General features: G+C 71.9%; 10 protein-coding genes. All 10 read left to right on the top strand.

Annotation, left to right across the window (positions count from 1 at the left end; translation table 11 throughout):
- The first annotated feature begins 74 nt into the window (after positions 1 to 74).
- The 10 genes from ACZ607_RS16525 to ACZ607_RS16570 all read left to right on the top strand — a co-directional run bounded on the left by ACZ607_RS16525 (position 75) and on the right by ACZ607_RS16570 (position 12,324).
- Positions 75 to 2,219 carry a putative bifunctional diguanylate cyclase/phosphodiesterase gene (locus tag ACZ607_RS16525; protein WP_469735386.1) on the top strand — a complete coding sequence of 715 codons (2,145 nt, stop codon included), beginning with the start codon at positions 75 to 77 and terminating at the stop codon, positions 2,217 to 2,219.
- Positions 2,220 to 2,319: 100 nt separating this feature from the next.
- Positions 2,320 to 2,616: an Asp-tRNA(Asn)/Glu-tRNA(Gln) amidotransferase subunit GatC gene (gene gatC, locus ACZ607_RS16530; protein ID WP_014153935.1), complete on the top strand. Its 297-nt coding sequence runs from the start codon at positions 2,320 to 2,322 to the stop codon at positions 2,614 to 2,616.
- 5 nt (positions 2,617 to 2,621) lie between these two features.
- On the top strand, positions 2,622 to 4,124 hold the full coding sequence (gene gatA / locus ACZ607_RS16535; protein WP_469735387.1) for an Asp-tRNA(Asn)/Glu-tRNA(Gln) amidotransferase subunit GatA: 1,503 nt from the start codon (positions 2,622 to 2,624) through the stop codon (positions 4,122 to 4,124).
- Positions 4,121 to 4,363, top strand: coding sequence for a hypothetical protein (locus tag ACZ607_RS16540; RefSeq protein ID WP_147959628.1), 243 nt, complete (start codon positions 4,121 to 4,123; stop codon positions 4,361 to 4,363). Before gatA ends, ACZ607_RS16540 begins: the two co-directional genes overlap by 4 nt.
- A gap of 14 nt (positions 4,364 to 4,377) precedes the next feature.
- Complete coding sequence (gene gatB, locus ACZ607_RS16545; protein ID WP_469735388.1) at positions 4,378 to 5,886, top strand: Asp-tRNA(Asn)/Glu-tRNA(Gln) amidotransferase subunit GatB; 1,509 nt, start codon at positions 4,378 to 4,380, stop codon at positions 5,884 to 5,886.
- A gap of 202 nt (positions 5,887 to 6,088) precedes the next feature.
- Positions 6,089 to 8,209, top strand: coding sequence for a phosphocholine-specific phospholipase C (locus ACZ607_RS16550; protein ID WP_469735389.1), 2,121 nt, complete (start codon positions 6,089 to 6,091; stop codon positions 8,207 to 8,209).
- Positions 8,210 to 8,441: 232 nt separating this feature from the next.
- A complete protein-coding gene (locus tag ACZ607_RS16555; RefSeq protein ID WP_469735390.1) occupies positions 8,442 to 10,691 on the top strand; it encodes an MMPL family transporter in 2,250 nt (749 codons plus the stop codon).
- A gap of 27 nt (positions 10,692 to 10,718) precedes the next feature.
- On the top strand, positions 10,719 to 11,273 hold the full coding sequence (locus ACZ607_RS16560; RefSeq protein WP_469735391.1) for a GNAT family N-acetyltransferase: 555 nt from the start codon (positions 10,719 to 10,721) through the stop codon (positions 11,271 to 11,273).
- A 50-nt stretch (positions 11,274 to 11,323) separates the two neighbouring features.
- Entirely contained in the window at positions 11,324 to 11,977 is a 654-nt protein-coding gene (locus tag ACZ607_RS16565; RefSeq protein WP_469735392.1) for a hypothetical protein, read from the top strand.
- Between the two features lie 185 nt (positions 11,978 to 12,162).
- Positions 12,163 to 12,324, top strand: coding sequence for a hypothetical protein (locus ACZ607_RS16570; protein ID WP_469735393.1), 162 nt, complete (start codon positions 12,163 to 12,165; stop codon positions 12,322 to 12,324).
- The last annotated feature ends 37 nt before the right edge of the window (positions 12,325 to 12,361 follow it).

Consider the following 12,361-nt stretch of genomic DNA (forward strand, 5'->3'; position numbering starts at 1 on the left):
GGATTCGGGTCGTGGTGGCATGGGAGCGGGGGCCACCGTGGGACATCGGCACCGCCGGCTGTGAGAGGGACGGAATGAAACCGACCGAGAGCGCCGCACCGGTGTCGCGGCTGCAAGGTTTCGCGGGCCTCACGTCCAGGGTGGGCGCCGTCGTCGTGGCGGTCGCGGCCGCGCAGCTCGCGACCGGCTTCTACCGGACGGTCCACGACGGACACGCGCTCTTCCCCGCCGGCACCGCCGGCTGGGCGCTCGCCCTGCTCACCGGGATCGTCGTGGGCCACCTGGTGGCCCTGGGCCGCGACCGCTGGTGGGGCGGCACCGGTTCCGGCGCGGCCCTCACCCTCGCCGTCCTGCTGCTCTACGGCTGGGTGGCCGCCGGACTGGTCAGCCTCGTCGTCGTGGTGCTCGTCGGCATGGCCAGGCGGCACCGCTGGTGGCAGGGGCTGCTGCACGGGGCGGTGGACATACTCGGCATCGGGGCGGCCGCCCTCGTCCTGGCCGCCTTCGGTGTGGTGCCCAGCGTCGAAGTGCCCTGGCGGCCACTCCACTGGGGCATCGCCGCCCTGCCGGAAGTGCTGCTCGCCGCCGGCACGTACCTCCTCGTCACCCGCTTCCTGCTCTGGTACGCCAGGGCGTCGCAGGGCGGAGGGCTTCCGACGATCGCCCGCACCGCGCTGCTGCGCCAGGGGCTCGTCGCGGTCGCCCTGCTCGGCATCGCCCCGCTGATCTGCGTGGTGGCCTCGGCCAAGCCCGTGCTGCTGCCGCTCTTCGCCGTCCCGCTGATCGCCCTGGACTCCACGCTCTGGATCGCCCGCGCACGGGCCGAGGAGCAGCTGAGGGATCCGCTCACCGGCCTGCCCAACCGGCAGTGGCTCCTGGAGCGGACGTGGACGGCGCTGGAGGAGGCCGACGGCACGGGCACCCGTACCGCCCTCGTCCTCATCGACCTCGACCGCTTCCGGGCCGTCAACGACACCCTGGGCCATCTCGCCGGTGACCGGCTGCTGCTCCAGATAGCGGAGCGGCTGCGGCTGGCCCTGCCGCGCGGCGCGGAGGCCGCCCGGCTCGGCGGTGACGAGTTCGCCGTACTGCTGCCGACCGCCGACTCCACCACCAGCGCCCAGCGGGTCGCCCGCCACCTGGTCGCCGAGCTCTCCTCGCCCCTCGACCTCGACGGGCTCACCCTGGTGCTGGAGGCCAGCGCCGGCGTCGCCGTCCACCCCGACCACGCGCTGGACGCCGAAGGACTGCTCAGACGGGCGGACGTGGCCATGTACCAGGCCAAGCGCGACCGTACGGGCGTGGAGGTCTACGAGTCCAAGCGCGACAGCAACACCCCGGACCGCCTCGGTCTGCTGGGCGATCTGCGCCGCGCCCTGGACGCCCACGAGGTGGAACTCCACTACCAGCCCAAGGTCCGCTTCGACGGCCAGGTGGCCGGCCTCGAAGCGCTCGTACGCTGGGTGCATCCGGAGCGCGGGCGGGTCCCCCCGGACGAGTTCATCGCGATCGCCGAGTCCTCCGGGCTGATGCCCCACCTCACCGAGTACGTGCTGGAGACCGCGCTGGCCCAGGTGGCCCGGTGGCGGGGGCAGGGGCTGTTCGTCCCCGTCGCGGTCAACGTCTCGCCGCGCGACGTCCACACCCCCGGCTTCGCCGGCAGCGTCGCCGCCCGGCTCGCCCGGCACGGCGTCCCCGCCGGCGCGCTCCAGCTGGAGATAACCGAGCACGTCCTCCTGGAGGACCCCCAGCGGGCGGCCGACACCCTGGCCGGGCTGACCGGGCACGGGGTGAAGATGTCCCTCGACGACTTCGGCACCGGCTACTCCTCCCTCGTCCATCTGCGGAAGCTGCCGGTCAGCGAGCTCAAGATCGACCGGTCGTTCGTCGCACGGCTGGCCGTGGACAACGAGGACGCCGAGATCGTCCGCTGCACCATCGACCTGGCCCATTCGCTCGGCCTGATCGTCGTCGCCGAGGGCGTCGAGGACGACGAGACCTGGGAGCGGCTGCGTGACCTGCGCTGCGACGCGGTGCAGGGATGGCTGGTCGCCGCCGCGATGCCGCCGCAGGAGACCACGGCCTGGCTGCGGGCGCGGGGCGAGCACGGGTGGCGGCGCCCCTCGGAGCTGGAGGCCGCGGCCGCGCAGGCGGTGGCCCCCGAACAGGCGCCCCGGTCCGCGGGACGCGCGCTGAACCCGGGCCCGGCGACGGCCTGAGGGGCGGGGCGGGGTCCCGGAAGGCGGTGTGTCCTTCGGCGTGTCCCGCGACCCCATAAGATTGGGCCAAAACCACACACCAACCCCTGAGGATCGCTGCATGCCTGGCATCACGCGCGAGGAGGTCGCCCACCTCGCCCGGCTGGCGCGTCTGGAGCTGAAGGGCGAAGAGCTCGAACACTTCGCCGGTCAGCTCGACGACATCATCGGCGCGGTCGCCCGCGTCTCCGAGGTCGCCGACCAAGACGTACCGCCGACCTCCCACCCGCTGCCGCTGACCAACGTCATGCGGGCGGACGAGGTCCGTCCGTCGCTCACCCCCGAGCAGGCGCTCTCCGGCGCCCCGGCCCAGGAGCAGCAGCGTTTCAAGGTGCCGCAGATCCTGGGGGAGGACTAACAGCCATGACGGACATCAGCACCATCATCAAGCTCACCGCGGCCGAGATCGCCGCGAGGATCGCCTCGGGCGAGCTGACGGCCGTCGAGGTCACCGAGGCCCACCTGGCCCGGATCGACGCCATCGACGAGAAGGTCCACGCCTTCCTGCACATCGACCGTGAGGGCGCGCTCGCGCAGGCCCGCGCCGTCGACGCCAAGCGTGAGGCGGGCGAGAAGCTCGGCCCGCTGGCCGGCGTCCCGCTCGCGCTCAAGGACATCTTCACCACCCAGGACATGCCGACCACCGTCGGCTCGAAGATCCTGGAGGGCTGGGTCCCGCCGTACGACGCGACCCTCACGAAGAAGCTGAAGGCGGCCGACGTCGTCATCCTCGGCAAGACCAACATGGACGAGTTCGCCATGGGGTCCTCCACCGAGAACAGCGCCTACGGCCCGACCGGCAACCCCTGGGACCTCACCCGCATCCCGGGCGGCTCCGGCGGCGGCTCCTCCGCCGCGCTGGCCTCCTTCGAGGCACCGCTGGCCATCGGCACGGACACCGGCGGCTCCATCCGCCAGCCCGCGGCCGTCACCGGCACCGTCGGCGTCAAGCCCACCTACGGCGGCGTCTCCCGCTACGGCATGGTCGCCTTCTCGTCCTCCCTCGACCAGGGCGGCCCCTGCGCCCGTACGGTCCTGGACGCGGCGCTGCTCCACGAGGTCATCGGCGGCCACGACCCGCTCGACTCGACGTCCATCGACGCACCGGTCCCGCCGGTCGTCGAGGCCGCGCGCAACGGCTCCGTGGAGGGCATGCGCGTCGGTGTGGTCAAGCAGTTCGCGGGCGAGGGCTACCAGGCCGGGGTCGTCCAGCGGTTCAACGAGTCGGTCGAACTGCTGAAGTCCCTCGGCGCCACGGTCGTCGAGCTGGACTGCCCGTCCTTCGACCTCGCCCTGTCGGCGTACTACCTGATCGCGCCGTCCGAGTGTTCCTCGAACCTCGCGCGCTTCGACGCCATGCGCTACGGCCTGCGGGTCGGCGACGACGGCACCCGCTCCGCCGAGGACGTCACCGCGCTGACCCGCGAGGCCGGCTTCGGCGACGAGGTCAAGCGCCGCATCATCCTCGGTACGTACGCGCTCAGCTCCGGCTACTACGACGCGTACTACGGCTCGGCCCAGAAGGTCCGCACCCTCATCACCCAGGACTTCGAGAAGGCGTTCGAGCAGGTGGACGTCATCGTCTCGCCGACGACGCCGACCACCGCCTTCCCGATCGGCGAGCGCGCCGACGACCCGATGGCGATGTACCTCGCGGACCTGTGCACCATTCCGACCAACCTCGCCGGCAACTCCGCCATGTCGCTCCCCTGCGGCCTGGCCCCGGAGGACGGCCTGCCGGTCGGGCTGCAGATCATCGCCCCCGCCATGAAGGACGACCGGTTGTACAAGGTCGGAGCAGCCGTCGAGGCCGCCTTCGTGGAAAGGTGGGGACACCCGCTGCTTGAGGAGGCTCCGTCACTATGAGCGCAATGGCTAAGAAGGCCAAGAACTTCAAGAAGTCCAAGACCGGCGCGTACGTGTCCATGGGTACCACCGCCTTCGGCGCGCTCAGCGTCTACAAGCAGGTGAAGATGGCCCGCCAGGAGAACGACACACTGCGGCTGATCGACGCCGCCGTATCCGCCGCCGCGATCGTGACCGGACTCGCGATCCTGTACCGCGAGCTCAAGCGTCTCGGCGACGACGACGTCCTGCTGGGCTGAGAGGGAAAGTTTCAGTGACTGTCATCGACCTGGAGTCGTACGAGGATGCCCTCGCGACGTACGACCCCGTCATGGGCCTCGAGGTCCATGTGGAGCTCGGCACCAAGACCAAGATGTTCTGCGGATGCTCCACCGAGCTGAAGCAGGACGCGAACTCGCAGACCTGCCCGGTCTGCCTCGGGCTGCCCGGCGCGCTGCCGGTCGTCAACGAGATCGGCGTCGAGTCCGCCATCAAGATCGGTCTCGCGCTGAACTGCGAGATCGCCGAGTGGTGCCGCTTCGCCCGGAAGAACTACTTCTATCCGGACATGCCGAAGAACTTCCAGACCTCCCAGTACGACGAGCCGATCGCCTACGACGGCTATCTGGACGTCCAGCTGGAGGACGGCGAGATCTTCCGCGTGCAGATCGAGCGCGCCCACATGGAGGAGGACACCGGCAAGTCGACGCACGTCGGCGGTGCCACCGGCCGTATCCACGGCGCCTCCCACTCGCTGCTCGACTACAACCGCGCGGGCATCCCCCTCATCGAGATCGTCACCAAGCCGATCGAGGGTGCCGGCGCACGCGCCCCCGAGGTCGCCAAGGCGTACGTCGCCGAGCTCCGCGAGCTCATCAAGGCGCTCGGCGTCTCGGAGGCCCGGATGGAGATGGGCCAGATGCGCTGCGACGTCAACCTGTCGCTGCGCCCCAACGGCACCGAGAAGTTCGGTACGCGCTCCGAGACGAAGAACGTCAACTCGCTGCGCTCCGTCGAGCGTGCCGCCCGCTTCGAGATCCAGCGGCACGCCGCCGTGCTGAACTCCGGCGGGACGATCGTGCAGGAGACCCGGCACTTCCACGAGGAGGACGGCTCCACCACGGCCGGCCGCATCAAGGACAACGCCGAGGACTACCGCTACTTCCCCGAGCCGGACCTGGTGCCGGTCGCCCCTTCCCGCGACTGGGTCGAGGAGCTCCGCAAGGCGCTCCCCGAGCTGCCCCGGCTGCGTCGCAAGCGGCTGAAGGAGGAGTGGGGTGTCAGCGAGCACGACATGCAGTCCATCCTCAACGCGGGCGCGGTCGACCTGATCGTCGCCACGACCGACGCGGGCGCCCCGTCCGACCAGGCACGCAAGTGGTGGATGGGCGAGCTCGCCCGTAACGCCAACGAGACCGGCCGCAGCCTGGACGAGCTGCCGGTCACCCCGGCGCAGGTCGCCCGGGTGGCGGAGCTCGTCGCCGGCGGCGACCTCAACGACAAGCTGGCGCGCCAGGTCCTCGAGGGTGTCCTCGCGGGCGAGGGCGACCCGGACACCGTCGTCGAGAAGCGCGGTCTGAAGGTCGTCTCGGACGAGGGCGCGCTGTCCACGGCCGTCGACGAGGCCATCGCGGGCAACGCGGCCATCGCGGACAAGATCCGCGGCGGCAAGGTCGCCGCGGCCGGTGCGCTGGTGGGCGCGGTCATGAAGGCCACCCGTGGCCAGGCGGACGCGGCGCGCGTGCGTGAGCTGATCCTGGAGAAGCTCGGCGTCGAGGGCTGATCCCGTCGGGCCCCTGGGGGCGGCGCATCCGTGGTCCGGATGCGCCGCCCCTTCTTTTCGCGCTCTTCTCTTTTCGCGTGCCTCGCGCTTGGACTTTCCGTGACGGCCTGTTGGACGTTCATCGTCAGGCCGTACGGCGGTCTTCCGGCCGCCACCCCGCCTGGCTAGTTTCCCGCTGTAGGAACGTAACCGGGAGGCTCAATTGACCACGGACATGTCACGGCGGCGGCTCTTCGCGCTCGGGGGCGGCGCACTCGGCGCCGCTGCGGCGGGATCGTTCCTGCCCCCTTCGCTCCAGGCGGCGATCGCCGCGCAGCCGGTGGGGGAGCGGTCCGGCGGGGCGGGACTGGACGCCATCGAGCATGTGGTGATCCTGATGCAGGAGAACCGTTCCTTCGATCACTACTTCGGGACCCTGCGCGGAGTGCGCGGCTTCGCGGACCGCAACGCGATCGAGCTTCCGTCCGGCAGGCCCGTCTTCGCGCAGCCGGGGCCCCTGGGCTCCACCGTGCTGCCGTTCCCCGTGCGGGAGGCCGCACAGACGCAGAAGAAGGACCTCCAGTACATCGGCGCCCTCGACCACTCATGGGACGGCGGCGCCAAGGCCTGGGCCGGCGGCTGGATGGACGGCTGGGTCACCGCGAAGACCGCCGCGACCATGGCGTACTACGACCGAGGCGACCTCCCGCTGCACTACGAACTCGCCGACACCTTCACCGTCTGCGACGCCTACCACTCCTCGATCCACTCCTCCACCAGCCCGAACCGCAATCACCTCTGGAGCGGGCGGACGGGCTACGAGGCGAACGGCGAGCGGGCCGTCGGCAACGACGCGTACGACGAGGGCACCCATCCCGGATACGACTGGGGCACGTATGCCGAGCGGCTGGAGAAGGCCGGGCGGAGCTGGAAGACGTACACGGAGTGGGAGAACTTCACCGACAACCAGATCGAGTTCTTCGCCACCTTCAAGGCCGTCGCCCGCAAGGCCCTGGCGAGGACCGGCGGCCACACCTACATGGAGTCCTTCTACGCCACCGTGCGCGACGCGGACGACGCGGACGACGCGGCCGAGCGGGAACGGCTGCTGGGCCTGCTCGACGAGGGCGTCGCGGCCCTGACGACGGCCGAGCGCAGTCTCTTCGAGCGGGGGCTGCGCCGGGTGGAGACGGGCACGCTCGCCGACGCGTTCGCCGAGGACGTGGCGGCGGGGACCCTGCCCGAGGTCTCCTACCTGGTCCCGTCCGCGATGGACTCCGAGCACCCGAGCGTCTCCTCGCCGGTGCACAGCGCCACGATCGTCTACAAGGTGCTGGACGCGCTCGGCAGGCACCCCGAGGTGTGGCGGCGCACCGTCGTCCTCATCAACTACGACGAGAACGACGGGTTCTTCGACCATGTGCCGCCGCCGGTCGCCCCGGCGGAGGTGACCGAGGAGCACTGGGAGGGCAGGCCCACGGGGCTGGGCGTGCGGGTCCCGCTGCTCGTCGTCTCGCCCTGGTCGGTCGGCGGATACGTCTGCTCGGAGGTGTTCGACCACACCTCGGTGATCCGCCTCCTGGAGCGCTGGACCGGCGTCGAGGAGCCCAACATCAGTGCCTGGCGGCGTCAGGTCACCGGCGACCTCACCTCGGCCTTCGACTTCAGCCGTGCGCGGCGGCAGCCCGGGACGGAACATCCCGCCGCGATCCCGCCCTTCGAGGGGCGCTGGCAGCCTGTGCCGCCGGCCGTCCAGCACATGCCCGCCCAGGAGCCCGGCGCCCGGCCGGCCCGGCCCCTGCCCTACCAGTGCGACGCCCAGGCCACCCGCGTGGACGGGGCGCTCCGGGTGACCCTCAGCAGCACGGGCCGCTCCTCCGCGCACTTCGCGCTCTACCCCTACGCCCGGGAGTTCCCCGCTCCGCAGCACCGCGACGTCACGGGCACGGCGCGGTGGACGGTGCCGCTGACCGGCGACGGGTACCGCTTCACCGTCACCGGCCCCAACGGCTTCCGGCGGGAGTTCGAAGGGGCGGCCGAGGGCGGGGCCGAGGTCTCCTCGCGCATCGACGCCCACGAACGGGATCTGCACCTCACGCTGCGCAACACCGGCAGGCGGACCCTGACCTACACCGTGCGGCCCCTCGGATACGTCGACGAGGACGACCTGCGCGGCTGGACCCGGACGGTCAAGGTCAAGCCGGGCCGCAGCCGTACGGTCGTGCACTCGGCGGCGGACGCCCACGGCTGGTACGACCTGGAGGTGACGGCCGACGGGACGGGCTCCTTCCGGCGCCGGCTGATGGGCCACATCGAGAACGGCCGGCCGAGCGTCTCCGGCTGACGGGCGCGGCGTACGGCGGACGGGCGGCGGCGTACGGCGGACGGGCGAAAGGCGGACCGGCGGGAAAGGGGCGGCCGTACGGCGAACGGGGCGGGGAAGAGCCGTGTGACCATGGCCACGAAAGCGGCAAAGGGGCAGGAATGGCTGACAGAGTGAGGCTCCCAGGTCAGGTGACTTCGTGGGATGTCCCGTCATGTCCCGCTACGGTCCACGAACCCCAGGAGCGCCTCCGTTGGCCGCCCTCGCACGCTGGTGTCTCACGCACCGCCTCGCCACCGTCCTCATCTGGCTGATCGCCCTCGGGGGCACCGCCACCGCCGCGGGGTTCGCGGGATCCGCGTACTCCGACGACTACGAGGTGCCGGGCACCGAGTCCGGGCGGGCGGGCGAACTCCTGCAAGCGGGGTTCGACGACCTCGGCGGCGAGACCGGTGACATCGTCTGGCACACCTCCGGCTCCACCGTCCGTGACCCCGGCGTCGAGCGGACGATGACCAGGACGCTGGAGGAGATCCGCGCACTGCCGGGCGTCGGTGACGTCAGCGGCCCCTACGGGCCGCAGGCCCAGGGGCGGATCAGCGCGGACGGCCGCACCGCCTACGCCACGGTCACCTTCGACCACCGCGCCGGCGAGATCCCGCCGGAACAGGCGCGGGCCGTCGTCGACACCGCGCGGGAAGCCGAGGGCGAGGGACTCCAGGTCGAGGCCGGCGGAGCCGCCGCCGCGCTGACCGAAACGCCCGGCCTCCATCTGAGCGAGGCCGTCGGGGTGGTCGTCGCCGCGGTCGTCCTCTTCCTCGCCTTCGGTTCCCTCGCCGCGAGCCTGCTGCCCATCGCCACCGCCCTCGTCTCCGTCGGCACGGCGTACGCGGGCATCGTCCTGCTCGGCCACGTCATGACCGTCGCCGACTTCGCGCCGATGCTGGGCATGCTCATCGGGCTCGGTGTCGGCATCGACTACGCCCTTTTCATCGTCACCCGGCACCGGCGGGGCCTGCGGCGCGGCCTGTCCGTGCACGAGGCCGCGCGGAACGCCGTCGCCACGACGGGGCGCGCCGTCGTCTTCGCGGGAGCCACCGTCTGCGTCGCCCTGCTGGGCATGCTGGTCCTGCGGCTGGGCTTCCTCGACGGAGTCGCGATCGCCGCCTCCCTCACCGTGGTGCTGACCGTCGCCGCCTCCGTGACCCTGCTGCCCGCGCTGCTCTCCTTCATCGGCACCCGGGCCCTGGGCCGGCGTGAGCGGGGGCGGCTCGCCGAGCACGGGCCGCAGGGCGAACGGGCCACCGGGTTCGCCGTCCGCTGGTCGGCGTTCGTGGAGCGGCGCCCCCGGCTGCTGGGAGCGCTCGCCGCCGCCGTCATGGCGGTGCTCGCGATCCCCACCCTCTTCCTGCACCTGGGCACCTCCGACCAGGGCAACGGCCCCGCCACGGCCACCACCCGCCAGGCGTACGACCTGCTGGCCGACGGCTTCGGCCCCGGCGTCAACGGGCCGCTGACGATAGCCGCGCACCTCGACGGGGCCGACGACCGGCTCGCCCTGGACGGCCTGCCCGCCGTGCTGCGGGGCACCGACGGAGTCGCGTCGGTGAGCCCCGTGACGTACAACGGCAGCGGCGACACGGCGTTCGTCACCGTCGTCCCCGATTCCGCACCGCAGTCGCAGCGGACCAGCGAGCTCGTCGACCGGCTGCGCGACGACGTGCTGCCGCCGGTGCGGGAGAACACCTCGCTCCGTACGTACGTGGGCGGGGTGACGGCCGGGTACGACGACTTCGCCGGGATCATCGTCGGCAAGCTGCCGCTCTTCGTCGGGGTGGTCGTCGGGCTCGGCTGTCTGCTTCTGCTGCTGGCGTTCCGTTCCCTCGCCGTCCCTCTCAAGGCCGCCGTGATGAACGTGGCCGCGGTCGCCGCGTCCTTCGGCGTCGTCGTCGCGGTCTTCCAGTGGGGATGGGGGAGCGAACTGCTGGGGCTCGGCAGCGCGGGCCCCGTCGAACCGTTCCTCCCGGTGATCATGGTCTCGGTGCTCTTCGGGCTGTCCATGGACTACCAGGTCTTCCTCGTCGGCCGGATGTACGAGGAGTGGCTGGAGACCGGCGACAACCAGCGGTCCGTACGCGTCGGCCTGGCCGAGACCGGCCGGGTGATCAACTCGGCCGCGGTGATCATGATCTCGGTCTTCCTCGCCTTCGTGCTCAGCGGCGACCGCGTCATCGCGATGTTCGGCATCGCGCTCGCCGCCGCCGTCGCGCTCGACGCCTTCGTCCTGCGCACCCTGCTGGTGCCCGCCCTGATGCACCTGCTCGGAGGCGCGAACTGGTGGCTGCCCGCCCGGCTCGACCGGCTGCTCCCGCGGCTCAGCATCGAGCCGCCGGACAGCGCACCCGGGGCGGAAATTCCGGGGGACCGCGCGGCGCCCCGTGCGAAGATCCCGGGGGAGCGCGCGGGCGACGAGGCGCCGGTGGCCCCTCAGCGCGTGCACTGAGACAGCACGAGACCGAGGAGATTCACTGTGTTCACGGTGTCACTGGGCGACGACGGGGCGGAGCTCCGGCCGATCGAGCCCTGGCAGGCGGCGGAGTTCCTGGCGCACATGGACCGGGCGCGCCCCCTGGTCGACCCCTGGATCCCGTTCGCCGCGGCGGCCACGGACCTCACCTCCGCGCGCGCCCTGCTCCAGCGGTACGCGGACAAGCAGGCCGCCGACACCGGCCGGCTCTACGGCATCTGGCTCGACGGCACGCTGGTCGGCGGAGTCCTGTTCCGGATATTCGAGGCGGACACCGGCACCTGCGAGATCGGCTGCTGGCTGGAGGCCGCCGCCGAGGGCCGGGGCCTGGTGACCCGCGCCTCACAGAAGCTGATCGACTGGGCCTTCGGCGTACGGGGCATGCACCGCGTGGAGTGGCGCGCCTCCTCCGCGAACAAGCGCAGCGTCGCCGTGGCCGCACGGCTCGGGATGACCCGCGAGGGGGTCCTGCGCGAGGCCTATCCGTACCGGGGCAAGCGCCACGACGAGGAGATCTGGGCCGTCCTGTCCTCCGAATGGCGTAAGCGGCAGGGCTGAGGGCGCCGGTGTTAAGGAGGTTCTCATACGGGACCCCTAGCGTGCGGCACATGAACACCTCCCCCACCACTCCGACCACCGACGACACCGAGGAGAAGAAGGCGGCCGACGGGGCCGCCACCGCACCGGACGTGACGAAGCAGGCCGGCCCGGCGGATGACGCCGTCCCGGCCGGCGTCGCACCGGGCGTGACCCCGTCGGACGTGACCGCCATGGACGTGGCCGCGACGGACGCGGCGGCGGAGGACGGCCTGGAGGCCGACCTGGAGCCCGATCCCTACGACGAGGCCGAGGCGGCCGCGGCGTCCGGGGTCGGCACCGGAGCCGCAGCGGTCGTCGCCGCCGGGCTCGGAGTCATCTCCCTCTCGGGGGCCTGGACCGGCCGCGTCGCCGCCGAACGCGAGACGCTGATCGGCCAGATCAAGACCTCCGGCGGCGGCAGCGCCGCCCAGCAGATCTCCGAGATCTACGGCGACGCGTGGCACACCACCGCCCTCGTCAACGGGATCTTCGCGCTGCTCGCGCTGCTCGTCGGCGTCTTCGTCCTGGTCCGGCCCTCCTTCGGCACCCCCTCCCTCCACCCGCAGGCCGGCTGGGTCCGCTCCGTCGCCGTGGCGGGCATGGCACTCGGGGTCCTGGGCCTGCTGATCTCGGTCGGCATGTACCTCGACCTCTTCGTCGCCCTGCCCTCCGCGGCGGGCTGAGGCCCTGCCGAGGCCGGCTGAGGTCCTGCTCAGGACGGCTAAGGCATCCGTCACCCGGGCCTAAGGCCCCCCCACCCGCAGAGATGCGGCACTCGCCCGATGTGGCGGCACCCCCTGGCACACGAGAGTGGGGGCACGGCAAGAAGCCGTGCCCCCACTTTCACTGTTCCACCAGGGAGATGAACATGTACGAGTACGAACTCCACCGGCTCGCCGTCGCCGAGCTGATCCGCAGGGCCGACGAGCAGCGCACCGTCCGCCGGGCGGTCCTCGCCCGCCGCGCAGGACGGGACGACACGGAAGGGAAGGTGGAGAGGACCCGGAGCTGGTTCACCCGTGCCGCGTAGCGGTGGGCCACGAACGGAAATCCACTGCCGGGGTGTC

Source organism: Streptomyces sp. NPDC104381, assembly GCF_055583745.1.